We start from the raw sequence: 23,952 nt of genomic DNA, 5'->3' as shown, positions 1-23,952 counted from the left end.
GGCATCCTCACTACATTACCCGAAACTTGCTATAATTCATTAAATTGTAGATAAAACCTGGGATACATGCTCAGAATCATCCTGTTACTCCTGTTATCCACCTCGTTTGCGACAGCGCAGCCAAAGGGAGACTCCATCATCGTCAACACCCCGTCCTCCTGGATCCAGCGGGACATCAGCTTCATGAACAACCTGGAACTAACCAGTGAATATGAAGTAGACACTATTGCCATGCAAAGAGAGATCTCCCGGCTGGCCATCACGCTCACCCTCATGGAGCGCGACTTCTACACCCAGGTACATTCCTTAAACCTCCGCACCATCTATGATATAAAAATGGAAGTTGGCGCCATCACCCGGAAAGTAAGAAAATGGCAACAACGCATGCGCAGATGGAATGATGAACTGGCAGGCAAAACACTGCAAATAGAAAAGATCACCGGCGAAATAAAATACTTTTCAGACCACGGGGATTCCCTCCTGAAACAATCTTATGCCGATGAATTAACCTATCTGCAATGGCGGCACGACAGGGCCATCGGCAATGTATCCCGCATCCTTAAAGTCTACACAGCTGCGGAAGACAGCCTGAACATCTTCAGCGGCAGGGCCTATGATCTTTACGACGATGCAGACGAAGCCCTTACACGCAGAGAAATGTACCTCCTGCACCGTGACCTTCCTCCCATCTGGAAAGCCACGCAGGCAGACTATACCGCCTCTTTCACCGCTACTGTTAAAACCTCCTTTCTACAAACCTTAGAGAACCTTCGATTCTATGCAGAAAGTTCCCTGAGCCGCATTGTACTTTTCAGGATCCTCATCTTCCTGCTGTGCCTCGTTCCCTTGCGCATGTTTAAAAAGAAGAAAGACGACAGGTTGATGTTCCTCAGCAAATACCCTTCTCTTTCTTCCACCATCATGGGCATGGTACTGGCGCCGTTTATTTTCATAGATGCCCCGCATGCTTTCCTGGAAATGATCTTCATCAGCTTAACAGCACTGGTAGGTTATCTTACCTGGAAGGAACATCCTTATCTTAATAAAAAAGCCTTCTTCATACTGATCCTCTCCTTCCTGCTGCTGATGCTGCTGAACTTCTTTGTTACCGTTACGTTTGTGGGAAGGATCATTTTCAGTCTGTCCATTTTCCTGCTTATCCCTTTGTGGATCTTCTATAAAGAAATACCCGGTTATCCCATCAAACGCAAAAAAGCCATGCGGGCCTTTATCCTTGTAATAGCCGCGCATATTGCCATGGGCTGGATATTGACCATCACCGGAAATTACACACTGGGCAAGGCCCTGATCTTAGTAGCGTTTGACACCGTGATCCTCAGCATGATGTTTTACATTGCCATACATTCCCTGCTGGATTACATCCTGATCCTCACCGATCTCTTCAACGAAAGGAATGAAAACATCCGCATCAATGCAGACCTTGTATATGCGCATCTCCGTCCTCTATTCATTTTCATCTCTGTGGTGCTGATCCTTATCGGTTACCTCATCAATACCAATCTCTATGAGATACTGATCATAGAGTTCAGGGACTTCTTCACACAACCCCGTACCATCGGAGACGGACAATTCACCTTTGGCAGCGTAGCTATTTTCCTGGGCAGTGTGTTTCTGGCTTTCTACATTGCCGGCATCCTGCGGAACATGGTAGGTGCGAGGGAAGACAGTAAGGAACATCGTAAGAGCAATATCGGGAGTTACCTGCTGCTGGGGCGTTTTCTGCTTATCTGTGCCGGCTTTTTTGTAGGTGTTGTGGCTTCAGGGGTTTCACTATCCAACTTCACCATCATTCTCGGAGCAATTGGTGTAGGTATCGGTTTTGGTTTGCAGAATATTGCCAGCAACCTGTTATCCGGGATCATCATTGTTTTCGAAAAACCTTTTGTTGTGGGAGACAGGCTGGAAATTGCCAACGAACTGGGTAGGGTGAAGGAGATAGGTTTACGCGCCACACGCCTTTCTATCATAGATGGCTCAGAGATCCTGATCCCCAACGGCAAACTCCTCGCCAACGATCTCAAGAACTGGACGCTCACCAATAACCTCCGCAGGCTGGAGTTGCAGATCCCTACAGATCAGGAAGTGGATCATGCACAGGTCATTGGATTGATGCAACAGGCTTTAGCAGAAATCCCCGAGGTCATTAAAACTTCTCCGAATTACGCGGTAGTATCCGGCGTAGTGGAAGATATGCTGATGTTTACGCTGCACTTCTGGGTAGAGGATTCTGAGAACAGGATCGTGATGAAGGGAAAAGTGCTGGGCAGGATCCATGAGTTATTTAAGGAACATAAGATCTCTTATCCAAGAAGGGATGTTTGGATCAACCCGGAGAGCTGATCATTTGCGGGGATAGAACCGCACATGTTCAAATATATAGTTCTCGTGTTTCCTTAAGTTATCGATCAGTTGATGTAATTCACTTTCTTCCCATTTCTTCTGGAACATTTCATCATGTAACAATACCACCAGGTGATCTCCTGTTGTAAGACGGGTTTCTATCTCCTTCGTCATCTGATCTACCGTTTGAATGGGTGTTCCATCTGTATCCTTATGCTGCCATTCCAGGTCCCATCCGATCAGTGAAAAGCCATTGGCAGCCAGCAGATCCGCCGCCGCTTTACCGCTGGGACCATCATCTTTTACACGGGTACCAATGCGCCATATATTCCTGCCAGGCAACCGCACTATCTTAAAACGGAGATGAAGAGATTGCTCATTCTTCTCTATATCGGCCAATACATTTTGGGCATTGCTGTAGAATTCCTTGTATTTATTATGCGCGTGTGTGAAACTGTGGTTGTAAGATTCCACAAATGGGTTCTGCTCATACATGTTATAGTACCCTGAAAACTTTTTACTTTCTTCCACATGTTCTCCTACCAGGAATACGCTGATCTTTAAACGTTCTGCGAGGATCACACTGTCGATGTTCTCACTGCCTTTTAAGGGTCCGTCATCAAACGTGAGGTAGATGTATTTGATGGGGAGTTTGCTGTTGAAGGAGGAGAACAGCAGCAGACAGGTGATGGCTAAGAGGGGTATTTTCATATTATGCTTGATTTATTTTTGTGTACCACTACCACTCTCCATATTCGCAATGATCTTATTCACCTCCTTCTCCGTAGCCCGCAGCTTGGCCTGGCAATACGTGATCAGCTCGGAAGCCCGTTTCACCTTTTCCGCCAATACATCCACCGTAACAGATTCTGTTTCTATTTCCCGGGATATCTGTGCCAGCTCATTATAGGCATCTTCATATGTTAAAGTCTTTTCCATCGTACTTTGTTTTTTGTTTTATGGTAGAAGTGATCTGCGTGTCCATCAGGATGATCTCCACGTCCGCTCCCACTTTCAGGTCATCCGGATCACTCGTGATCCTGTTGTTTGTTTTCAGGATAGCAAACCCTTTCTTCAGGATATTATCCGGACTCATCATCTTTATCAGGGAAGTATAATGCCCCAGGTAACCCGCCTGGTTCTTCAGGTAGAGGGTTTTAAAAGTTTTGATATTGCCCGCGATGTTCTGAAGATCATTCAGCCGGTTGTACAAAATGATCCTGGGCGAAGAAACGATCTGCGCCGAAATATTGTTAAGTGTATTCTGATGATTGAACAGGATGGTCTTGGCAGCAATAATGGTATCCTGCTGTATGGCAGACAGGTTCTGGAAATGAAAGGAGAAGATCTGCTGAGACCGGATGATGATGTTCTGCTGAAAGGACAACAGGGCATCTTCGAATGTCTTGTTATGTGCCAGGATGAACTCCGCTGCTTTAGTAGGAGTTTTGGTTGGCGTATGCGCCATCAGGTCTGCAATCGTTTCATTCTTCTGATGCCCGATACCCGTAATGATGGGAATAGGAAACCTGGCAATAGCGCGGCCAATATCGTAATTATCAAAGATCAGGAAATCCGTTTGAGCACCACCTCCCCTGATAATCACCACCGCATCATACGTTACTTTGGAATTAAATACCTCCAGCAGTTTATCAAAGAACTGGCGGGCATTACTTTCTCCCTGCACCACCGTAAAATAATAATCCAGCGAAAATTGATAATGATAAGGATTGTTCAGCAGTGTATGCGCAAAATCCTCATTACCCGCAGAAGTTTTAGAAGAGATCACCGCTATTTTCTGGATAACGGCAGGCAATGGTAACTGGTTGTTCTTAGTGATATACCGGTCTCCCACTCGGTTTATGAAAGGCTGGTTTTCCAGCACCAGTTTTTCCAGGGTAGCCTGGCGTTGCTGTTCCAGCATGCCCAGCGTAAAATTGGGATCTATATCCAGGATATTCACCTGCAACCCATACACCGGGTGATATTGCACTGCCACATGCAGCAGTACATTGATGTTATTCGTGAACCGCTGGCCGGTGATCCTTTCAAAATGAGTAATACTATCAGAACCGGTGCCCCATGCTTTCCCCGAGATCCGGGCTATGATATTGCTGGAATACGGATCTTTCTCCACCAGCTCAAAATTGTGGTAGTTCTTTTGCGCCCGGAAAGTATGATTCGTTACATCCGCAATCACCCAGAAGGTAACGGCACTGAAGGCATCATTAATGACAGCGTTGATCCTGCCATTCAGCTCTGATAGTCTTATATGATTTGTTAAGGGCGGTTGCATTCCCTTCAAAAATACCGGTTTTTTACTAGAGCGTAGCCATATCTATCACAAACCGGTACCGCACATCCCCTTTCAGCATCCTTTCATAAGACGCGTTGATATCCTTGATATCAATGATCTCTACATCGGATACAATGTTGTGTTCTGCGCAATAGTCCAGCATCTCCTGTGTTTCAGGGATCCCTCCGATCATAGAACCCGCCACACTACGTCTTTTACCGATCAGGCTGAAACCCATGATCTCCATCGGCGTAGGCGGTACACCCACACAGATCTGTACGCCATTGGTAGCCAGCATGGATTGCACCATGTTATAATCGTGCGGAGCAGAAACCGTATCAATGATAAAATCGAAATAATTCCGCACGGACTTTACCTGTTCCTTGTCTTTTGTGAGCACAAATTTATGTGCGCCGAGGGCTTTGGCATCTGCTTCCTTATTCGGAGAAGTACTTAACATGGTCACTTCCGCACCAAAGGCCGCAGCAAATTTCACTGCCATATGCCCAAGGCCGCCAAGGCCTATTACCCCTACTTTATGTCCCTTACCCACTTTCCAATGGCGAAGCGGGGAATAAGTAGTGATGCCGGCACACAGCAATGGTGCTACACCAGCCAGCGGCAATTTCTCAGAGATATGGAGCACAAAAGCTTCATCCGTTACGATCAGGTTGGAATAACCGCCGTAAGTAGGATTCTGCGTATCCCTTTCGCGGGAATTGTAGGTGCCTGTATTGCCGTTTTCGCAATACTGTTCCTCCCCTCTTTTACAGCTTTCGCATTCCCGGCAGCTGTCTACCATACAACCCACACCGGCCAGGTCTCCCACTTTAAACTTCGTTACAGCACTGCCCACTTTCGTGATCATGCCTACGATCTCATGGCCCGGCACCATAGGGAAAATAGAACCACCCCATTCATCCCGGATCTGGTGGAGATCACTATGGCAAACCCCACAGTACAAAATATCAAACTGAACATCATGTGGCCCCACTTCCCGGCGCTGGAAATTCCAGGGCGCTAACGGCGTGGTGGCAGTTTGAGCGGCATATCCTTTTACTTCTGACATATGTATTTGGTTTTTATCCTATTAACAAAAATAAGCACTTAAAGTTACGGAACAGTTAAGAAAGCAGAAAGCCGGAAATCGCAATTTCCGGCTTTCTTATAATGGGCAATCAATGCTGTTACTTTTTGGTGATTTCCTTTACCTGTATTGTTAAACTGTCAACCTTCTTATTCAGTTCAATGATGTATAACATTTGTTCCTCTATTTTCTGTAACAGCATTTTATTCATTTCTCCCACATCTATGCCATTCTCCGTTACATCCTTCTCAGATGGAATCCCTGGTAAATGTTTATGCTGTTTCACGTATCGTTCCACTTCGGCGATAGATGGAAATTTGTAAGCTGGCTCAAATACATAGTCCGCCCAGGCAGCCTGTGTAACTCTAACCTTCCGTGCACCAATGGTTCCTTCCACTGCCAATGCGTATGCTCCGGTATTACTGGTACCTATTCCTATACTTTCACTAACTAAGAGGCTGTGCGCTACCCGTACATGATTATCTCCATCACCAATACTAAAGGCAAGCCCGGTAGGCACGCCTTGCGCACCAACTCCGGTGTAAAATTTCATACCTCCATATCCGTAATAACCTACCATTTTTATACCGGTATGATAATTAATGACCAATTTGGGAAAAGGGAAAGCCCAGTCGACCGGTTCCTGGTAGATTCCATAGTCGTAATGCGCAGTATTACTGTTCCCTCCTACTCCTTTAAAAAGCAGGATGCCAGTTTGTGTAGCGCCGTTTACATCAAGCAGAGCCCCCGGACTGGTAGTGCCGATCCCCACACTCCCGTTTGCTGGAAAGGTATTCGTCACTTGGGCGTTGGCAATGGTTGCACCAAAAATAGTAGTAAGCAGGATGATAGCGACTTTCTGAATGGTATGCATGGGTATAAACATTTTTATAAATAATCGGGTATAAGGAAAAGAAACGGGCTGGGTATAGAAGAAACAATGATAATAATAATTTGCTATTAAAGCATTTTTTTACAAAGAAATAAAAGGGCCGCCAAACTTTAGCCTGGCAGCCCTTTGTTATATTGATCATTCATACAACTATTCATCGTCATCATCTGTCACTCTCAACCCCGTTCTTCCCGTCATCTTTTCCTGCAGATGCTGGAAAATGATAAACAATACCGGGATGATAAATATACCCAGGATCACCCCTGTAAGCATACCACCCACTACACTGAAACCAATAGAATGGTTACCCAGCGCCGAAGCGCCTTTTGCCCACACCAGCGGAAGCATCCCCACAATAAATGCGAAGGAGGTCATCAGGATAGGCCGCAAACGTAAATGAGAAGCTTCCAGGGCTGCTTCCAGCAATGGCTGTCCTTTCCTTCTCCGCTGTACGGCATACTCCACGATCAGGATCGCATTCTTGGCCAGCAATCCTATCAGCATGATCAATCCCACCTGCACATAGATATTGTTGTCAATACCTGCAAAACCGATAAACAGGAACACACCCAGGATCCCGGTAGGTACAGATAAGATCACCGCGAGCGGCAGGATATAACTTTCATACTGCGCTGCCAGCAGGAAGTACACGAATATGATACTAAGCAGGAAAATAAAGGCAGTCTGGCCACCTGTTTTTCTTTCTTCTCTTGTCATCCCTGTCCATTCATATGCATACCCTCTGGGTAGTACTTGTTTGGCTGTTTCTTCAATCGCCCTGATAGCATCACCTGTACTATAACCTGGTTTAGGGATCCCATTGATGGTAACTGCATTGAACAGGTTATTCCTTGTCACCGTTTCAGGGCCATAGGTCCTTTTCAGGGTTACGATCGAATTAATAGGAACCATTTCACCTTTATCATTCTTTGCATAAATACCATTGAGCGAAGCTGCATCTGTACGATAAGAAACATCCGCCTGCGCCATTACACGGTAGTATTTGCCAAAGCGGTTGAAATCCGAGACAAAGCTGCTGCCGTAATAAGTCTGCAGGGTTTGCAGTAACTCATTAATGGATACACCCAACTGCATGGCCTTCGCATTATCGATCTCGATCTTATACTGTGGATTACCTGCTGCGAAAGTGGTGAATGCAGCTGCGATCTCTTTCCTTTGCATTAAAGCACCGATGAAGGCCCAGGCATTATTGCCCAGTTGTTCAAGGGTACCATTCCCCCTGTCCTGCAGCATGAACTCAAACCCGCTCACGTTACCAAACCCTTGTATAGTGGGGAAAGTAAAGAAGAACATATTCGCATCCTTCTCCTGGCTGGCCTGTTGTGCAAAGAGGTTCGCGATCTGGTTGGCATCGTCAACAGCACCTCTTTCTCCCTGCGGTTTGATCCTTACAAATCCTGCTCCATATGGTGCAGCATTCGCATTGGAAATAAAGTTCAACCCTTCCACTACATAACGGTGCGCTACGGCAGGATGATTTTTAATGATGCTGTCTATCTTAGCCATCGCTTTATGCGTTCTGTCCAAAGAACTGCCCGGAGGGGTGTTCAAAGCATACAGGATGAAGCCCTGGTCTTCATTCGGAATGAAACCGGTAGGTGCTCTTTTCATCATCACAAAAGTAACGATGGTGATCAGCGCCAGACCTCCTATCGCCAGCCACTTGCGGCGGAAGAGGAATTGCAGGCTTCGTACATATTTATCCGTGAGCGTTCTGAATCCGGCATTAAAAGCATTAAAGAAGCGGGCGCCAAATCCTTTTTTCTTCCCATGTCCTTCTTCGCCATGGTGCTCGTTCTTTAAGAACAGCGCACACAAAGCAGGACTTAAGGTCAATGCATTCAATGCAGAGATGAGGATCGCAATAGCCAGTGTGAAGGCAAACTGCCTGTAAAACACACCGGCAGGACCTTCCATAAAGCCCACAGGCACAAACACCGCAGCCATCACCATGGTAATGGATACGATAGCACCTGATATCTCACTCATGGATTGCACCGTTGCCTTCCTGGGCGACAATCCCGTTCGTTCCATCTTGGAATGCACTGCTTCTACCACCACGATCGCATCATCCACCACAATACCAATAGCCAGTACGAGCGCAAACAAGGTGAGCAGGTTAATGGTAAAGCCGAACAACTGCATGAAGAAGAAAGTACCAATGATCGCCACAGGCACTGCGATAGCCGGGATCAGCGTTGAACGGAAATCCTGCAGGAAGATGAACACCACAATAAACACCAGCACGAAGGCCACCACCAGCGTTTCCACTACCTGGTGTATAGAAGCATCCAGGAATTCTTTGGTGTTATACATCACGGTGGTTTTTATCCCCTTCGGTAATACCGCTTTGAACTCTTCCAGCTGCCGCTCTGCTTCTGTAAGGATATCATTTGCATTGGAACCTGCTGTTTGAAACACCGCAAAACCGGATGTAGGCCCGCCATCCAGTTTGCCATAAGAAGAATAGGTAGAAGTTCCGAATTCCACCCTGGCCACATCTTTCAACCGCAACATGGAACCATCGCTGTTAGCTTTGATGATGATGTTCTCATAATCTTCATTGCTGTTCAGTTTGCCTTTATACTTCAACACATATTCAAACACTTCCGTACTCGCTTCACCAAACCGGCCAGGCGCCGCTTCCTGGCTCTGAGCTTTGATGGCATTGGTCACATCACTGGGAGAAAGATTGTTCGCCGCCATCCTGTCTGGCTTCAGCCAGATACGCATAGAATAATCCTTGGAACCAAAGATCTGCGCCTGTGCCACCCCGGGAATACGTTGGATCTGGGGGATCAGGTTAATCTTGATATAGTTGTGCAGGAATACATCATCATATCGTTTATCCTCACTCGATAAAGCCACGAACATGATAATACTGTTCTGTTGCTTTTGCGTGGAAATACCTGCCTGTATTGCTTCCTGCGGTATCTGGCTGATTGCTTTGGATACCCGGTTCTGCACGTTCACTGCAGCAATATCAGGATCAGTACCCTGCTTAAAATATACCGTAAGAGATAAGGTTCCGTCATTGTTGGAGTTGGAGGTCATGTAAGTCATGTTCTCCACACCATTGATCGATTCCTCCAATGGCGTAGCCACAGAGCGCGCAACCACCTCAGCATTGGCACCCGGATAAGAAGCCGTTACCAAAACACTGGGTGGAGCAATATCGGGGAACAGGGTAATGGGTAGCGAGAAAAGGGACAAGCCGCCCAATAGAAGTAAAATGATAGAGACAACCGTAGATAATACAGGCCTGTCTATGAACTTTTTTAACATAAATGCATGGTTTGTATAAAAAGACTTAATAAAGCGGGTTCGCCTTCAGCAAACTGTCCGCAGATAATAGCTGCGGAGCAATGACAGCGCCCTCTTTGAGATTACCGGTGCCCGCCAGCACGATCTTATCGCCTGCCGGAATACCATTATCCACGTAATAGTAATGAGAAGTTTTACCCAGCACATGGATGGCCTTACGGGTCACTTTATTACCCGCTGCTACAGCATACACATATACCTGGTCCTGCATTTCAAAAGTAGCTTCCTGCGGAATGATCAATGCTGCAGATAAGGAATGTGTGATCCTTACTTTACCCGTGTTACCGGTCCTTAATGTACCGCCGGGATTAGGGAAAGTCGCACGAAAACTAATAGCCCCCATCGTTTTATCGAATTGCCCTTCAACGATCTCAATTTTTCCTTTCTGATCATACACCTGGTTATCCGCCATGATCAGTTCAACAAGCGGAACCTGTTTGATCTTTTCTTCCATCGTATTTCCGGAGAACTTATTCTTAAAGGCCATGAAATCCGGTTCGCTCATGGAGAAGTAAGCATATATCTCATGCACATCAGATAACACCGTAAGCGGTTCCAGCTCACCTTTACCAACAAGACTGCCTGTTTTAAAAGGGATCCTTCCGATATAACCATTCACCGGAGCAGTGATCAGCGTATAGCCCATATTAATACGTGCATTGCCCTGCATAGCTTTGGCACTTGCTACGGAAGCCTTTGCTGCTTCATACTCCGCAGTGGCTGTTTGTAATTGCAGTCCTGAAACCACATTGTTCTTCACAAGCGGGATCAGGCGGTCTATTTCAACCTTCGCTTTTTGCACATTGGCCTCCGCCAGTTCCAAACCAGATTGCGTATTGTTGGATCGCTCCGCATACACCCGGTCATTTATTTTGAAGAGCGGCTGGCCTGCTTTTACGTAAGCGCCTTCGTCTACATATATTTTTTCAAGGTAGCCATCTACCTGCGGGCGGATGTCCACATTCAATGTTCCTTCCAGGGAAGCAAAAAAATCCTGGTAGGTATTGGCCGGAGCAGATACTACAGCTATAACTGGTAACTGAACGGGTGGTGGAGCAGTTGTTTCTACAGGCTTGGGCGCGCAACTGTACAACAATGCCATAAGGCTTAAGATCAAAATGAATCGCATATAGTGTGTGTTATTAAAAACGTTTCAGATAAGGCAATGAGAAGCTGTCCTCCGGTTTTCCAGAGAAATGGCATGGCGACATTGCGCACAATATTTAGTTAGTGATCAGGATGTGTGTTAACGATCCGTAGAAGCAAAATTGACAGGACAATAAACTGATTATCTACAATCAGGGCACAAATATAAATAGATATATCGAAATTAATCGATTAATTCTTTTTAAAGTACTGGTTTTATGACGAACCGCGTTCGTCAGAGGATGAAATAGCTTCAATAAACGAAATATATTGCCGGGCATTTTCTTCTATCCGCTCTCCGGTAGCATGGTGCTCTGACCCGTAAAAAGCAAAAAAATTCCGGTAGTCGGCTTTAACGTATTGGAAGGTTATTTCAAATGGTGTTGTCAGTTGTTGCAACGTGTATTTATAACGCCCGGTAGTCCGGTAATCCACCTCATCAATCCCGGCCGTAATACCCAACGCAATTTTCTTATGTTTTAAATGATAATTGCTGTTAGTACCATAAGCCCATCCGTGCGTCAATACCTCGTCAAGCCATTTTTTGAAAAAGGGCGGGCAGTTAAACCAGTAGAAAGGGAACTGAAATATGATCTTATCATGCGCTTCTATCAATTGTTGTTCCTTCTCTATATCTATTTTCTCATCCGGGTATAAACTGTGCAGATCATGTATCAAATACTTATCAGGGAACTTTTCCAATTCCTGGATCCAGCGTTTGTTTATTAAGGAGCTTTTCAGGTCCGGGTGTATTATTACTATTAATGTTTTCATATCAGCAAAATAAGATCATAAAGACCGAATTTGTAACTTAGCACCCAATTGTATGCTACTATCAAAAATGTAACTATGAGTAAGATAAAAGGCACTTCCACTCATTACGAGAACAGGCAACATCTCAGATCAGAATGCATAGAAGTGTATGCGGCATCCCTTATCGGAGGGCAGTGGACTTTACATATATGGTTCTATTTAATAACCGGGAAGAAGCGTTTTGGAGAACTGAAAAAGGATCTTCCAAATATTACAGAACGGATGCTGACCCTGCATTTGAGAAAAATGGAGAAGAATAATCTGGTAAAAAGAACGGTGTATCCTGAAGTGCCGCTTCGGGTAGAATATGAGTTAACGAAAAGTGGCAAAGCATTGAAACCACTCTTCAAACATCTGGCAAAGTGGGGAGAACAGCATAAGAAATTTGAGGATACCCTTACTTCAAAGGCTTAACCCTTTCTATCCCATGCAGGATCCCTGCCCTGATCATGTTCCCATAGCCATCATCAGGTAAAAAGTGAATAAAAGAAGCCGCCAGTTCATAATGCTTAATTGCATTTTGAGGATCCTGCAGATCTTCGTAACATTTAGCTACATTCAGATACAGGGAAGGATAAGTACTTTTCACAGTATCCCCGTTAATATTTAAAGCTAGTTGCAAGGCTATTTCATCCCATTTCAACTTATCAGCCACACTTCCCTGATGGCGGGCCAAATAATGAGCAGCTGTAAATTTCTCTATGCCATCAGCAGCCACATCCCATGCCTCCTGAAAAAGCAGCATAGCAGCAGAAGGCCGGCCCTGCCCTTCCAGCTCCATTCCCTGAATGCAAAGCTGTATGGTTTTACTATCCTGGTTGAATTCCATATTCAAATAAAAACAAAAAAACGCATGATACAATGGATGTATTCCTTTTAATATTGAATCGCACTTAACAATAACTTAATGGCTTTCTCCCCGAACACTACTACTAAAAATCCGGTGGATGATCTAATATTGCAGATCAAGCCAAATGAAGCGTAATATGATGCCGCATACCAACCGGATTTTAAGCCTACTGTTTTTATTAAGTATCTGTTATACGTCTACTGTTTTAGCACAGGACAGCATTCCTGTAGCAATAACAGGGAAGCTCAATGATGCAATGAACAATGAAACATCTGGCCTTGCAGCATCTTCCAGCAATAAAGGATTGCTCTATATTCATAATGACAGCGGAGATACCAGCCGTTTCTTTTTAATCAGCCCGGATGGTACTTTGAAAGCTATTTATACATTCAAAGGCAGTCCGGCGATGAGGCGTGGTGTCCTTGATTGTGAAGATATTGTCTACCGGCGTAGGTCCAAAGGCAAGAAAGAGTTATGTATATATTGCGGATATTGGAGATAATGGCGCCAGCAGAAAATACCTTACTGTTTATAGAATGGAAGAACCCATGTTGAAGCCATCAACAACGGTGTTTACAGGCCAGGTAGATGCAGTTCCTCTGTACCTGAAATACCCGGATGGTCCACGTGATGCGGAAACCATGATGATAGATCCCGTAGAAAAGTTACTATATATCGTTTCAAAACGGGAAGATTCTGTAAGGGTTTATACAACGCCGCTGGCATATAAACCGGGTGATACCGTGATCTTAACGAAAAGGAGCACTTTGTTTTTTGAAGGACTCCGCAAACAGATCACTGCCGGAGATATTTCAAAAAATGGCGACCAGGTGCTGATTAAAAGTTATTCCAGAGTTTATTACTGGAAGAGAAAAGGGAAAGAACCCATTTGGAAACTATTGATGACCCCTGCCCGGGAATTGCCTTATTCACGGGAACGGCAAGGTGAAGCCATCGGTTTTACCATTGATGGAACAAGTTATTATACGATCAGTGAGGGAGTACATCCGCAGGTATATCATTACAAAATAAAATAGCCAATTGTCTATATAGCGATTAAAGATAAGCAAGGGTACCGCATAAGTACCCTTGCCTGCTGTCATAAATTAAGTTTCAGTCCTCCATTCACCACAAATCCGTCAAGCGGAGCATAAATATCCCTGAAAACAGGACTCGAAATCGTTCCGGTATAAATGGTATCGAATTTTGTCTGCCGGGTATCAGTAAAATTCTCAAAGTTCACAAACAGGGAGAATTTCTCCCACAGCTTTTCCGCCATAAAACCACAGATCCAGTAAGGTTTCCCGGTCGCGCCATCATTCAGGGTTTGCTTACTGAAATAATACGCCTCCAGTCCAATTTTCCACTTTTCCTCTACTTCATACATCAACACATTATTCAAACGATGCTTAGCGGTGAGTGGGTTTTCCCTTTTTATACCACCTTCATTCAATTGAGCATCCGTATAGGTGTAGCCAATAAACAGTTTAAAATCTCCAAGCCCCAATTTTACGTTTGTTTCCCAACCTTTCGTATCTATTGAACCATCAGTATTTATTAGCTTATACTCATTGGTAAGCAACAAAGGATCATTGATGCGTGTATAAAAGAAAAGCTGATTGAAACTAAGGCTTACCTCATCGAACAAAGTGGTGCGATAGTTTACATCAAAGTTTGCCCCATATGACTTTTCCAGCTTATTAGCCTCTGGACTGATCGGCAACACAGACCTGAACTGTATGCGTTCCGTTTCTTCTGTAAAAATGGTTGGTGTTTTATATCCCATTCCACCTCCCAGGCGGGATGTTAACTTAGGAGATAATTTAAAGAGTGCAGATATCCGGGGCAGGAAAGTAAACCCATAATCAATTACATGGTCACCTCTTACGCCCACTTCCGTTTGCAGCCAGTCCGTTGCCTGCCAGGTGTTCTGAATAAACCCGCCGAAAGTGTTCTGATCGTAATTCCTCTTAGGGAAATTGTCTTTGGGAAACTCTTTAAAATTATCAGTATAAAGATTTAAACCGCCTACCCAATCTGATCTTTCACCGTTATGATTATAGGTAAGTTCTGAATAGGTGGATAATTGCTTACCATCAAATACATAGTCCGGTATAGTGATGGTTCTGGAAAAATTATTGACGGAGTTTTTCACCGAAAGAGTACTCTTTTTACTAAACTGATGTTCCAGGGAAAACTGTGTAGAAACCCGGCTGCTTTTATTCTTTTCGAAATAAGTATGAACGTTATCCCCTTTCCCTTTGATGTATTGGATATCCCCACCCATCCGGTCCTCAAAAATGGTATTAACACCAATATTCATTTTTGTTTTTGGGCTGAAATAAACAAACAGTTTAGGATTAAAGACATACCGTACCGTTTTAGGAATGGCTGTAAAACCCGTACTGGAAGGATCGTAAGCCCTGCTGCTATTCCGCGAAGCGAAAACAGTCAATCCCACCTTCTCAAACTTTTGACCATAGAATCCATTCAGATCCAAACCAGCAGCAGAAGTACCATTGAATAAGAACTTTAATTCGCGTTCTTCGGTGGGTACCTTAGAGATAAGATTAACCAATCCAGCAATCGCTCCGCCTCCATATAAGGTAGAGGATGAACCTTTGATAACTTCCACCTGTTTCAGATCCAATGGCGGTGTTTGAAGCAGGCCCAACCCACCTGAAAATCCTGCATACAAAGGGAAACCATCTTTTAACAGCTGGGTATAACGTCCATCCAGCCCCTGGATGCGGATACTGGAATTGGCCGAAGTAGCTGACACCTGCTGCGTTTGAATACCCGTACTTTCATTCAGCATCATCCGTATGTCACCCGGTTTCATGTTGCCCTTTTCTTCCAGTTCTTCCCCTGCAATCAGTTCTACACGGGTGGGGATATTTTGGATGGTCCTGGTGCTGCGTGTAGAAGAGATCACCACTTCTTCCATCTCCTCTTCCCCATGTTCGAGGAAAACGATAATGGTATCATTGCCCCGGGGAAATGTAAGCGTTTCGGTATGTTCATTATAGCCAACATACCGGAAGGCAAATGTCTGTTTACCATCCGGAATATCTGAAATAACCACTACGCCGTTTGCATCGGCTTTTGCTCCTTTTGTGGTTCCCGCCAGCAACACGGTAGCACCGGCCAAGGGTTCTTTTGATTCGCCATCTTTAATAACGGCAGTTAATATATGCTGAGCAATGCACAGATTACCCAGGCATAGCAATAATAGCAAGCCTGCAAGTTTTTTCATTGCGTAATGAAGTATTAAATAAATGAAAGAATAGATGCTGCCTGAAGCAGCATACACTAATAGCGAAATTCTCAGGCAGGCTTCGGAGGTTGCCAGATGGAAGGAGGAAAATCACTCAACAAGGTTACAGTGTAGTTGCAAAATGTTTTTTTATCAGCGTATAATACGTGTATTAGTTCTATCTGTGTATCAGGAACAGTAATGGCGTGGCAGGCACCGCAAGTAGTAAAAGGAGAACAAGGGCAAGCTGGTTTATGGTCCTTATCTTTTGTTTCATGATCTGGCGTGGCTGTATCGCAAATTTCATCTGTACAGCATTCATTATCGGCATTGCAGGGAACGCCGGATAATAGCATGATATAAAATGAAAATATGTAAACCAACCATTTCATGAAAACAAATATAACAAATCAACCGGACCCGTAAGAGAAGAATGACGGCGGTTTAGCCAATAAAAAAAGGACAAGGAGAATAATCTTCCTTGTCCTTTCTTGTGACCCTGTCAGGATTCAAACCTGAAACCTTCTCATCCGTAGTGAGATGCTCTATTCAATTGAGCTACAGAGCCGTTTGTATTGTGTTGAACGGGATGCAAATGTAGGGAGTTTTTTCATTTCTGCAAATATTTCTGCCAATTTTCCTGCAAATTATTTTTTTAAATTTACTTTTGGAACAGCATATAAAACGCTGAAACCCGTGAAAATACAGCTTTGGAGCATTGGTAAAGAGAATGACGCCTACATCAACGAAGGCATTAAGATCTTTCAGAAAAGATTACAACATTACACCGATTTCGATATTAAATTAATTCCGACTGTAAAACAGGCTGCCAGTCTTTCCATCCCCGAACTGAAAAAACAGGAAGGTAAAATGATCCTGGACCTCCTGCAGCCGCAGGACTATTTACTGGCCCTGGACGAAAAAGGAAAACACATGACAACCGTGCAATTAGCCGATTTCCTCCAACAAAGAAATAATGCCGGCACCCGGCAGCTGATCATCCTCATAGGCGGCGCTTTTGGGCTGGATACAGCCGTTTTGCAAAGAGCACAGCAACAATTATCCCTCTCTTCCCTTACCTTCCCCCATCAATTAGTGCGTTTGATCGTAGCGGAACAGCTTTACCGGGCATATACCGTGCTCAACAATGAGAAATATCACCATCAATGATTATTTTTACAACTTAACCGGGGAATTTATGGCAATCAGCATAACGCTTATCATTATCATCTTTACTTGTCTTATCTCTATCACCGCCTTCAACAAACCCGATCAGATAAATAAATTGAGTTTCTGGCCCTATATGATCCATGAACGCAACGAATGGTACCGCTTTCTGACCGGTGGTTTTGTGCATAACGATTTTATGCACCTTGGATTTAACATGCTTACACTCTGGTTCTTTGGTAATGCCATGGAGGTCTATTACGAGCATTACTTTGGAAGTAAGCTCTTTTTTGTGATCTTATATGTATTAGGATTGATCTTACCCGGTGTATCCACTTATTTCAGGCAGAAAGATAATATCGCTTACAGGGCCGTTGGTGCCTCTGGTGCAGTGTCTGCCGTACTGTTCTCTATCATCATTTTTGATCCCTGGATGCTGATACAGGTGTTCTTCATCCCCATGCCTGCCATTGTCTTTGGGGTACTTTACCTTGCCTATTCCTGGTATATGGCCAAAAGAGGCGGAGATAATATAGGACATGACGTACATTTCTGGGGAGCAGTACTGGGGCTTATATTCCCTATCATACTAAAACCAGAACTGGGCCTCCTGTTTATCGAGAAGCTCTTAAGTAAGTTCTAACTTCAATATTTTCTTTGTTTTGGCGGTGATCTTAAAACGATCATCTATGCGCATGCCTGCTACCCAGATAATACGCTTCTGGGATTCCAGCACCCACACCTTTTCCTTCTCCGGCAGGGATAACTTCTGGTCAATGAAAAAGCGGCTCAGCTTCTTCTTTTTCGCCATGCCCAGGGGATAGAAATAATCTCCTTTTTTCCACTTGCGTAACAACAGGGGAAATTGTACCTGCTGGAGGTCCAGGCAGGCAATGCTCGCAGCTGTAGGTACTGTAAAACCTTCCTGCGCCAGCTGTTCCAGCCGCAATAACGCATCCGGCAATTGCACCAGTTGCTGTTCTTCTTCAATAATAAAATGAGCCGAAGCACTGGCTTCCAGTGGTGTAATGATCAGCCACTTCCGGTCCCTTACAATACGGTGTGTAGCCGTTGCCACCCATTTACCCGGCTCACTGCTCAACAGGTCCACCACCTGCGCTGCCTGTGCAGTACTGCATTGGAATGGTTTCAGTATTTCGTAGGCAAGAGTAGCCAATGGCTGTGCCTGCTGTAGTTTGAGCACCGGGATAAAATACTCCTGCCCGCGCTGCACGATCAGTTTTTTTCTATGCACTTCTACTGCCTGCCTGTAAAGCACTTCCGCTTCCCGGAACCGCTCAATACTGCCACCGGTATTCTTTACCACTTCAGGCAGGATCTCCTCCAGCCGCGGCAATACCTGGTGACGGAAAAAATTACGTGTGTACTTATCCGTAGTATTGGAACTGTCTTCCACATGCTGAAGATGCGCTGCATCCGCATATGTTTTGATCTCCTCCCGTGTAGCAAATAACAGGGGGCGCACAATGTACCCCTGCACAGGTAAGATGCCATGCAAACCTGCTATGCCGGTACCTTTGGAAAGGTTCATCCAAACCGTTTCCACGTTATCCTGCATATGATGTGCCGTAGCAATAAAAGCCAGACCCCGCTCCTGCCGTTGTTCTTCCAGCCACTGATAACGCAGTTCCCGCGCAACCACCTGTATCGATCTTTTATGAGCAGTGGCATAAGCTGCCGTATCAAACCGCTGCACAAAAACCGGAATGCCATAGCTTTCCGCCAGGGAACGCACAAAGGCTTCATCCCGTTCAGACTCTGCACCTCTTAGTTGAAAATTACAATGTGCGATCTCCACTTTAATGCCAGCCTGCACACACAGATGTGTGAGCACGATAGAATCAAGGCCGCCGCTTACCGCCAGCAGCAAGGTATCCGTGGCAGTAAAGAGGTTCTCTTTTGCGATATATGAACGTAGCTGTTGCAGCATGAACTTTAATTAATCAGTGAGATCTTCGTGAGCCGCCTGCAGCTCGTTATAGGCATGCATATCTTTCTCTTCCCAGGCAATATACATCCCCTTTTCATACACAGCAACAGCTGCTTCCGTTTCACCCATACGCTCCAGTAATTTGCCCAGGTGGTAATAAGAGCCTACATAATTAGGTTCCTTTTCCAGTAATTCCTCAAATACTTTTCGCGCGTTCCCATCCTCCTGTATCTTGATGTATTCAAGTGCCAGCGCATGTTTCAGAAAGCTGTCAGCAGGACTGCTTTCCAGGAATGCTTTCAGTTGAGTGATCCTATCCATATTGAATATTTCTAATTTTAATTACGGGCAGCTGCCTGCTCGCCCAATGCCTAAATCCCATATATTTGCTAATACTGCATTTTTCAATTAAACCACAGTTAACGGATATGAAGATCTTAGTATGTATCAGTAAAACTCCCGACACAACTGCAAAAATAGCTTTCGCAGACAACAACACGAAATTCAGTGAAGCGGGTGTGCAGTTTATTATCAATCCATACGATGAATGGTATGCCCTGGTGAGAGCGCTGGAACTGAAAGAAACATTGAATGCTACCGTTCACCTGATCACAGTGGGAGGAGCCGATACAGAGCCAGTGATCCGCAAGGCCCTTGCCCTTGGCGGAGATGAAGCCTTCCGCGTAAATGCGGATAGCCATGACAGTTATTATATTGCTTCGCAGATAGCCGCGCACGCCAAACAGGAAAACTACGATATAATATTTACCGGTAAGGAAACCATCGACTATAATGGTTCCGGTATCGGCGGTATGGTAGCAGAACTCGTAGGCATCCCCTTTGTTTCCATCGCTTCCAAATTTGAACTGAATGGCCAGGTAGCTACCCTGCGCCGCGAGATAGAAGGCGGAGAAGAAGTATGTGAAGTAACACTGCCTGTAGCCGTTTCCTGCCAGAAAGGAATGGCTGAAGCCCGGATCCCCAACATGCGGGGTATCATGGCCGCACGCACCAAACCGTTGAAAGTAATAGAACCCGTACAGGCAGACACGCTGACCAGTATCGTATCATTTGAATTACCACCTGCCAAAGCCGGTGTGAAACTGATCCCCGCAGATAACGTGGAAGAGTTGGTGAAACTCCTGCACGAAGAAGCTAAAGTGATCTGATCTTATTCAATTCTAAACTTAATCGCATGTCTGTTTTAATATTTGCCGATCAATTTCAGGGAAAAATAAAGAAGTCTGCATTGGAAGCAGTGCAGTATGGCGCCAAAGTGGCCGCGCAACTGGGAACATCCGCTACCGTACTGGTAGCAGGAGAAGTAAGTGCAGATGAACTGGCTTCCCTGGGCCAGTACGGTGCACAAAAAGTACTGCACGTGTCAGACGCACGTCTGAATGAACTGGAAGCAGGTACTGCCACAAAGATCCTCGCAGAAGCCGTGGCAAAAGAAAATGCTGCTGTGGTTGTTTTCTCCCACAACTTCTCCGGCCGTGCTATTGCGCCGCAATTGTCATCCCGACTGAAAGCAGGCCTGGTGGCCGGCGCTATTTCCCTGCCCGATACCGCTAACGGCTTTGTGGTAAAGAAGAACGTTTTCTCCGGGAAAGCTTTTGCCAACGTTAATATCACATCAGAAAAGAAGATCGTTTCCGTACTGCCCAATACCTTCTCCCTGGCGCCAACAGGCGGCTCCGCTTCAGTAGAAGCCTTCGCCCCTGCCCTCACGGATGCAGACTTCCGGGTAAAACCAATTAAAGTAGAAACCATCAGCGGCGAAGTGCCCCTCACAGAAGCAGAAATAGTAGTAAGCGGCGGCCGTGGCCTGAAAGGCCCGGAAAACTGGGGTATCCTGGAAGACCTTGCGCATGCGCTGGGAGCTGCCACTGCCTGCAGCCGCCCCGTAGCAGATGCAGACTGGCGCCCGCACCATGAACACGTGGGGCAGACCGGTTTCACCGTAAGACCTAATTTATACATAGCTATTGGCATCTCCGGGGCTATTCAGCACCTCGCAGGTGTAAATGGCAGTAAAGTGATCGTAGTGATCAATAAAGACCCGGAAGCGCCCTTCTTTAAGGCTGCAGATTATGGTATAGTAGGCGATGCCTTTGAGGTAGTGCCTAAATTGACAGAAGCTGTGAAGAAATATAAAGGTATCTGATAATATCGTGATAGCCGTCTGCTATTGACTTTCGGCTGGATCTTGCCGCTTTATCGCCGCAAAATCCGCCCGGATGCTAATAGCTGGCGGCTTCCGCTTTTTAGATATCGAATATTTTTCTAACTTCACGTCTTACACGATTAAACGTGAGCGCTAACGCGTATTGACAGTATGAGAAAAATAGAATTGGAAATAGTTGCTTTGTCGCACAGTATTACGCAAACTCATTCATATGCCGTGGTGTTGGGAGAAGTGAATGGATTGAGACGGTTACCCATAGTCATAGGAGGGTTTGAAGCTCAGGCCATAGCAGTAGCGCTGGAAAAAATGCAGCCTAGCAGGCCGCTCACACACGATCTCATGAAGAATTTCATGAATGCATTTAGTGTTGAGTTGCATGAAGTGGTGATCAGCAATTTGCAGGAGGGCATTTTCTACTCTAAATTAATTTGCTCTAACAACGATGATACCATCGAAATAGATTCCCGTACATCAGATGCCCTGGCACTGGCAGTACGGTTCGGATGCCCCATTTATACATACGAGAACATCCTGAACAGCGCAGGGATCCTCCTGGACGATCCTGCCGGCAAGAAAACAACCAAAGCCGCCGGAAGCCCTACCATCTCAGAACACGAAAAAGGCGCTGAAGACGACCTTAAAGTACTGAACCTGGAAGAGCTGAACACCCTGTTGCAGGAAGTGCTGGAACAGGAAGATTATATCCGTGCCATCGCCATCCGTGATGAGATCAATAGCCGAAAAAGTAAATAAACACGCGTGATCCTTTTCCCCAATTGCAAGATCAACCTGGGTTTACACATTCTGCAGAAACGGGCGGATGGTTTTCACGACCTGGAAACCGTATTCTACCCGCTCCTCTTACAGGACGGCCTGGAGATCATTACCGCCGAAGAAAATATCTTTTCCAGCAGCGGGCTGGACATTCCGGGAGATACAGAGGATAACCTTTGCAAAAGGGCCTGGCACTTATTAAAAGCAGATTTCCCGCAACTACCTGCCATACACATGCACCTCCACAAGCAGATCCCCATAGGCGCAGGCCTGGGAGGCGGTTCTGCAGATGGCGCTTTTACCTTAAGATTACTCAATTCCAAATACAACCTGGGCATTTCCGTGGAAAAACTGGAAGCCTATGCCGCCATGTTGGGCAGTGATTGCCCCTTCTTTATCCGGAATACAGCCTGTTTTGCCTCCGGCAGAGGTGAGATCATGGAACCCCTGGACCTTGACCTGAGTGCATACTCCTTCCTCCTCGTCCACCCCGGCATCCATGTGAATACCGGTTGGGCATTCGGTCAGATCATACCCGGGCGCCCTGCCATTGCCTTAAGGGATATTGACTGGCAGGATGTCAGCAGCTGGAAGCCCAATTTAACGAACGATTTTGAAGCGCCTGTGTTTGCAGCTTACCCTGCTATTGGAAACATTAAAGAGAAGATGTATAAGAATGGCGCGGTTTATGCCTCTATGAGCGGAAGCGGCTCTGCAGTGATCGGGATCTTTCCAAAAGGGAAATTACCAGAAACAGGATGGGAAGTTGGATGCAGAGTCTTTGAAATGAAGTAAGAAGGTGATCTTCAAAGGATTATCCGGTAGTTAGGTAGTAATTTAAATAAGCCTGTTTATCTTACCCCGTGCCATTCTACCACTTCTTCACCCCGGCAAACAAAAATAGCCGGTCTCAATAAAGAAACCGGCTATATATCGGAAATGAGATATGTCTTATTTAACAGAAGCGATGAGGCTCTTGAAAGTTTCAGGCTCATTCATAGCCAGATCAGCAAGAACTTTTCTGTTCAGACCGATTTGTTTTTCTGACAATTTATGGATGAAAGCTGAGTAAGTCAATCCTTCCGCTCTGGCCGCAGCGTTAATACGGGCGATCCACAGTTGACGGTAATTTCTTTTCTTCAGTTTGCGACCTACATAAGAATAGGTTAAGCCTTTCTCCAGAACGTTCTTAGCTACGGTATAAACGTTTTTACGTTTTCCGTAGAAGCCTTTGGCTTGCTTTAAGATCTTCTTTCTTCTGGCTCTGGACGCAACTGCGTTTACTGAACGAGGCATGTTATGCTTTTTAAAACTTGTTTAATAAATTAATACGTTTAGCGAAGAACGAGCATACGCTTTACCAGGTTAATATTCGCATCAGAAACCAGGCTGCTGCCTCTCAGTGAACGCTTTCTTTTGTTAGACTTCTTAGTCAACAAGTGACTTTTGAAAGCCTTCGGACGTTTGATCGCTCCGCTGCCGGTCACCGTAAACGTCTTCTTCGCACGGCTATGAGTCTTTACTTTTGGCATTATACATCAAATTTGGTCTGCAAAGGTAGCTAATTATTTGATAAATGTCACAATCGTCATAAAAAAAATCATTTTTCCCCTGGCTGCACAAAAAAAAGTTAACATTTTTTCCACTCGATTAATTTGTTGACTTTCAAACAGCCCATACTTTATAAACATCAAATTAGCTCTTTTTTACCGTTCGGGGAGAAATACGTATTTTTGTTTCTCCTATATTATCATTAATTTTAATTTCAGATTATTTTGAATTTGACCATACCTAGTTATTGAAACCTTTTGACCGAATTATCCGAA

General features: G+C 45.1%; 25 protein-coding genes and 1 tRNA gene. 10 read left to right on the top strand and 16 right to left on the bottom strand.

Features of this window, described 5'->3' with window-relative positions:
• Positions 1-66 precede the first annotated feature (66 nt).
• Positions 67-2,361, top strand: coding sequence for a mechanosensitive ion channel family protein (locus tag GFS24_RS04920; protein WP_153658446.1), 2,295 nt, complete (start codon positions 67-69; stop codon positions 2,359-2,361).
• On the opposite strand, the gene GFS24_RS04915 is transcribed toward GFS24_RS04920, so the two are convergent.
• From GFS24_RS04915 to GFS24_RS04880, 8 genes are all read right to left on the bottom strand, one after another.
• The gene (locus tag GFS24_RS04915; RefSeq protein WP_153658445.1) at positions 2,362-3,072 is read right to left on the bottom strand and encodes a polysaccharide deacetylase family protein; all 711 of its coding nucleotides are present in this window, start codon (positions 3,070-3,072) and stop codon (positions 2,362-2,364) included.
• Between the two features lie 12 nt (positions 3,073-3,084).
• Positions 3,085-3,300: an exodeoxyribonuclease VII small subunit gene (gene xseB, locus GFS24_RS04910; protein ID WP_153658444.1), complete on the bottom strand. Its 216-nt coding sequence runs from the start codon at positions 3,298-3,300 to the stop codon at positions 3,085-3,087.
• Positions 3,278-4,657 (bottom strand): exodeoxyribonuclease VII large subunit, encoded by a 1,380-nt coding sequence (xseA, locus tag GFS24_RS04905; RefSeq protein ID WP_153658443.1) that lies wholly within the window; start codon positions 4,655-4,657, stop codon positions 3,278-3,280. The genes xseB and xseA overlap by 23 nt, the downstream gene beginning before the upstream one ends.
• A gap of 25 nt (positions 4,658-4,682) precedes the next feature.
• Positions 4,683-5,726 (bottom strand): NAD(P)-dependent alcohol dehydrogenase, encoded by a 1,044-nt coding sequence (locus GFS24_RS04900; protein WP_153658442.1) that lies wholly within the window; start codon positions 5,724-5,726, stop codon positions 4,683-4,685.
• A 118-nt stretch (positions 5,727-5,844) separates the two neighbouring features.
• The gene (locus GFS24_RS04895) at positions 5,845-6,618 is read right to left on the bottom strand and encodes a hypothetical protein (RefSeq protein WP_153658441.1); all 774 of its coding nucleotides are present in this window, start codon (positions 6,616-6,618) and stop codon (positions 5,845-5,847) included.
• A 168-nt stretch (positions 6,619-6,786) separates the two neighbouring features.
• Positions 6,787-9,942, bottom strand: coding sequence for an efflux RND transporter permease subunit (locus tag GFS24_RS04890; protein ID WP_153658440.1), 3,156 nt, complete (start codon positions 9,940-9,942; stop codon positions 6,787-6,789).
• A gap of 25 nt (positions 9,943-9,967) precedes the next feature.
• Positions 9,968-11,110: an efflux RND transporter periplasmic adaptor subunit gene (locus tag GFS24_RS04885; protein WP_153658439.1), complete on the bottom strand. Its 1,143-nt coding sequence runs from the start codon at positions 11,108-11,110 to the stop codon at positions 9,968-9,970.
• Between the two features lie 233 nt (positions 11,111-11,343).
• The gene (locus tag GFS24_RS04880) at positions 11,344-11,901 is read right to left on the bottom strand and encodes an NAD(P)H-dependent oxidoreductase (RefSeq protein WP_153658438.1); all 558 of its coding nucleotides are present in this window, start codon (positions 11,899-11,901) and stop codon (positions 11,344-11,346) included.
• A 75-nt stretch (positions 11,902-11,976) separates the two neighbouring features.
• Between GFS24_RS04880 and GFS24_RS04875 the strand changes: the two genes are divergently transcribed.
• The gene (locus GFS24_RS04875) at positions 11,977-12,354 is read left to right on the top strand and encodes a helix-turn-helix domain-containing protein (protein ID WP_153658437.1); all 378 of its coding nucleotides are present in this window, start codon (positions 11,977-11,979) and stop codon (positions 12,352-12,354) included.
• Here the strand turns inward: GFS24_RS04875 and GFS24_RS04870 are convergent.
• Positions 12,338-12,769: an rRNA adenine methyltransferase gene (locus GFS24_RS04870; RefSeq protein WP_153658436.1), complete on the bottom strand. Its 432-nt coding sequence runs from the start codon at positions 12,767-12,769 to the stop codon at positions 12,338-12,340. The two genes, GFS24_RS04875 and GFS24_RS04870, sit on opposite strands and share 17 nt — an antisense overlap.
• A gap of 145 nt (positions 12,770-12,914) precedes the next feature.
• Here GFS24_RS04870 and GFS24_RS04865 point away from each other — a divergent pair, with 145 nt between their 5' ends.
• Entirely contained in the window at positions 12,915-13,292 is a 378-nt protein-coding gene (locus tag GFS24_RS04865) for a hypothetical protein (RefSeq protein WP_153658435.1), read from the top strand.
• Between the two features lie 46 nt (positions 13,293-13,338).
• Positions 13,339-13,827: a hypothetical protein gene (locus GFS24_RS04860; RefSeq protein WP_153658434.1), complete on the top strand. Its 489-nt coding sequence runs from the start codon at positions 13,339-13,341 to the stop codon at positions 13,825-13,827.
• Between the two features lie 62 nt (positions 13,828-13,889).
• Here the strand turns inward: GFS24_RS04860 and GFS24_RS04855 are convergent, their stop codons facing one another.
• The 3 genes from GFS24_RS04855 to GFS24_RS04850 all read right to left on the bottom strand — a co-directional run bounded on the left by GFS24_RS04855 (position 13,890) and on the right by GFS24_RS04850 (position 16,614).
• Positions 13,890-16,046, bottom strand: a complete 2,157-nt coding sequence (locus GFS24_RS04855) for a TonB-dependent receptor (RefSeq protein ID WP_153658433.1) — start codon at positions 16,044-16,046, stop codon at positions 13,890-13,892.
• Between the two features lie 71 nt (positions 16,047-16,117).
• On the bottom strand, positions 16,118-16,438 hold the full coding sequence (locus GFS24_RS29410) for a DUF6660 family protein (RefSeq protein WP_371729837.1): 321 nt from the start codon (positions 16,436-16,438) through the stop codon (positions 16,118-16,120).
• A 102-nt stretch (positions 16,439-16,540) separates the two neighbouring features.
• Positions 16,541-16,614, bottom strand: a tRNA-Arg gene (locus GFS24_RS04850).
• 128 nt (positions 16,615-16,742) lie between these two features.
• Between GFS24_RS04850 and GFS24_RS04845 the strand changes: the two genes are divergently transcribed.
• Positions 16,743-17,216, top strand: coding sequence for a 23S rRNA (pseudouridine(1915)-N(3))-methyltransferase RlmH (locus tag GFS24_RS04845; RefSeq protein WP_371729835.1), 474 nt, complete (start codon positions 16,743-16,745; stop codon positions 17,214-17,216).
• Between the two features lie 28 nt (positions 17,217-17,244).
• Complete coding sequence (locus GFS24_RS04840) at positions 17,245-17,856, top strand: rhomboid family intramembrane serine protease (RefSeq protein WP_173002971.1); 612 nt, start codon at positions 17,245-17,247, stop codon at positions 17,854-17,856.
• Here GFS24_RS04840 and tilS read toward each other — a convergent pair.
• The gene (tilS, locus tag GFS24_RS04835) at positions 17,842-19,164 is read right to left on the bottom strand and encodes a tRNA lysidine(34) synthetase TilS (RefSeq protein WP_153658430.1); all 1,323 of its coding nucleotides are present in this window, start codon (positions 19,162-19,164) and stop codon (positions 17,842-17,844) included. The two genes, GFS24_RS04840 and tilS, sit on opposite strands and share 15 nt — an antisense overlap.
• A 9-nt stretch (positions 19,165-19,173) precedes the next feature.
• Positions 19,174-19,485, bottom strand: a complete 312-nt coding sequence (locus tag GFS24_RS04830) for a tetratricopeptide repeat protein (protein WP_153658429.1) — start codon at positions 19,483-19,485, stop codon at positions 19,174-19,176.
• 107 nt (positions 19,486-19,592) lie between these two features.
• Here GFS24_RS04830 and GFS24_RS04825 point away from each other — a divergent pair, with 107 nt between their 5' ends.
• The 4 genes from GFS24_RS04825 to ispE all read left to right on the top strand — a co-directional run bounded on the left by GFS24_RS04825 (position 19,593) and on the right by ispE (position 22,921).
• A complete protein-coding gene (locus GFS24_RS04825) occupies positions 19,593-20,333 on the top strand; it encodes an electron transfer flavoprotein subunit beta/FixA family protein (RefSeq protein ID WP_153658428.1) in 741 nt (246 codons plus the stop codon).
• Between the two features lie 26 nt (positions 20,334-20,359).
• Positions 20,360-21,331, top strand: a complete 972-nt coding sequence (locus GFS24_RS04820; RefSeq protein ID WP_153658427.1) for an electron transfer flavoprotein subunit alpha/FixB family protein — start codon at positions 20,360-20,362, stop codon at positions 21,329-21,331.
• A 171-nt stretch (positions 21,332-21,502) separates the two neighbouring features.
• Positions 21,503-22,105 carry a bifunctional nuclease family protein gene (locus GFS24_RS04815; RefSeq protein WP_153658426.1) on the top strand — a complete coding sequence of 201 codons (603 nt, stop codon included), beginning with the start codon at positions 21,503-21,505 and terminating at the stop codon, positions 22,103-22,105.
• Positions 22,106-22,111: 6 nt separating this feature from the next.
• On the top strand, positions 22,112-22,921 hold the full coding sequence (gene ispE / locus GFS24_RS04810) for a 4-(cytidine 5'-diphospho)-2-C-methyl-D-erythritol kinase (RefSeq protein WP_371729831.1): 810 nt from the start codon (positions 22,112-22,114) through the stop codon (positions 22,919-22,921).
• 156 nt (positions 22,922-23,077) lie between these two features.
• On the opposite strand, the gene rplT is transcribed toward ispE, so the two are convergent.
• Positions 23,078-23,422, bottom strand: a complete 345-nt coding sequence (gene rplT / locus GFS24_RS04805) for a 50S ribosomal protein L20 (RefSeq protein ID WP_153658425.1) — start codon at positions 23,420-23,422, stop codon at positions 23,078-23,080.
• A gap of 38 nt (positions 23,423-23,460) precedes the next feature.
• Positions 23,461-23,658: a 50S ribosomal protein L35 gene (rpmI, locus tag GFS24_RS04800; RefSeq protein WP_153658424.1), complete on the bottom strand. Its 198-nt coding sequence runs from the start codon at positions 23,656-23,658 to the stop codon at positions 23,461-23,463.
• Positions 23,659-23,952 lie beyond the last annotated feature (294 nt).

The sequence above is a fragment of the Chitinophaga sp. SYP-B3965 genome (assembly GCF_009647655.1).
Lineage (GTDB): Bacteria > Bacteroidota > Bacteroidia > Chitinophagales > Chitinophagaceae > Chitinophaga.
This window is presented reverse-complemented; position numbering and strand designations above follow the sequence as displayed.

Coding starts and splice junctions, on each gene's coding strand:
- tilS (WP_153658430.1), bottom strand. CDS start 19,164: ATGCTGCAACAGCTACGTTCATATATCGCAAAAGAGAACCTCTTTACT.
- GFS24_RS04880 (WP_153658438.1), bottom strand. CDS start 11,901: ATGAAAACATTAATAGTAATAATACACCCGGACCTGAAAAGCTCCTTA.
- GFS24_RS04885 (WP_153658439.1), bottom strand. CDS start 11,110: ATGCGATTCATTTTGATCTTAAGCCTTATGGCATTGTTGTACAGTTGC.
- GFS24_RS04855 (WP_153658433.1), bottom strand. CDS start 16,046: ATGAAAAAACTTGCAGGCTTGCTATTATTGCTATGCCTGGGTAATCTG.
- GFS24_RS04920 (WP_153658446.1), top strand. CDS start 67: ATGCTCAGAATCATCCTGTTACTCCTGTTATCCACCTCGTTTGCGACA.
- GFS24_RS04860 (WP_153658434.1), top strand. CDS start 13,339: ATGTTGAAGCCATCAACAACGGTGTTTACAGGCCAGGTAGATGCAGTT.
- GFS24_RS04825 (WP_153658428.1), top strand. CDS start 19,593: ATGAAGATCTTAGTATGTATCAGTAAAACTCCCGACACAACTGCAAAA.
- GFS24_RS04830 (WP_153658429.1), bottom strand. CDS start 19,485: ATGGATAGGATCACTCAACTGAAAGCATTCCTGGAAAGCAGTCCTGCT.
- GFS24_RS04815 (WP_153658426.1), top strand. CDS start 21,503: ATGAGAAAAATAGAATTGGAAATAGTTGCTTTGTCGCACAGTATTACG.
- GFS24_RS04875 (WP_153658437.1), top strand. CDS start 11,977: ATGAGTAAGATAAAAGGCACTTCCACTCATTACGAGAACAGGCAACAT.
- GFS24_RS29410 (WP_371729837.1), bottom strand. CDS start 16,438: ATGAAATGGTTGGTTTACATATTTTCATTTTATATCATGCTATTATCC.
- GFS24_RS04915 (WP_153658445.1), bottom strand. CDS start 3,072: ATGAAAATACCCCTCTTAGCCATCACCTGTCTGCTGCTGTTCTCCTCC.
- xseB (WP_153658444.1), bottom strand. CDS start 3,300: ATGGAAAAGACTTTAACATATGAAGATGCCTATAATGAGCTGGCACAG.
- rplT (WP_153658425.1), bottom strand. CDS start 23,422: ATGCCTCGTTCAGTAAACGCAGTTGCGTCCAGAGCCAGAAGAAAGAAG.
- GFS24_RS04900 (WP_153658442.1), bottom strand. CDS start 5,726: ATGTCAGAAGTAAAAGGATATGCCGCTCAAACTGCCACCACGCCGTTA.
- xseA (WP_153658443.1), bottom strand. CDS start 4,657: ATGCAACCGCCCTTAACAAATCATATAAGACTATCAGAGCTGAATGGC.
- GFS24_RS04890 (WP_153658440.1), bottom strand. CDS start 9,942: ATGTTAAAAAAGTTCATAGACAGGCCTGTATTATCTACGGTTGTCTCT.
- GFS24_RS04870 (WP_153658436.1), bottom strand. CDS start 12,769: ATGGAATTCAACCAGGATAGTAAAACCATACAGCTTTGCATTCAGGGA.
- GFS24_RS04840 (WP_173002971.1), top strand. CDS start 17,245: ATGGCAATCAGCATAACGCTTATCATTATCATCTTTACTTGTCTTATC.
- GFS24_RS04865 (WP_153658435.1), top strand. CDS start 12,915: ATGAAGCGTAATATGATGCCGCATACCAACCGGATTTTAAGCCTACTG.
- rpmI (WP_153658424.1), bottom strand. CDS start 23,658: ATGCCAAAAGTAAAGACTCATAGCCGTGCGAAGAAGACGTTTACGGTG.
- GFS24_RS04820 (WP_153658427.1), top strand. CDS start 20,360: ATGTCTGTTTTAATATTTGCCGATCAATTTCAGGGAAAAATAAAGAAG.
- GFS24_RS04895 (WP_153658441.1), bottom strand. CDS start 6,618: ATGCATACCATTCAGAAAGTCGCTATCATCCTGCTTACTACTATTTTT.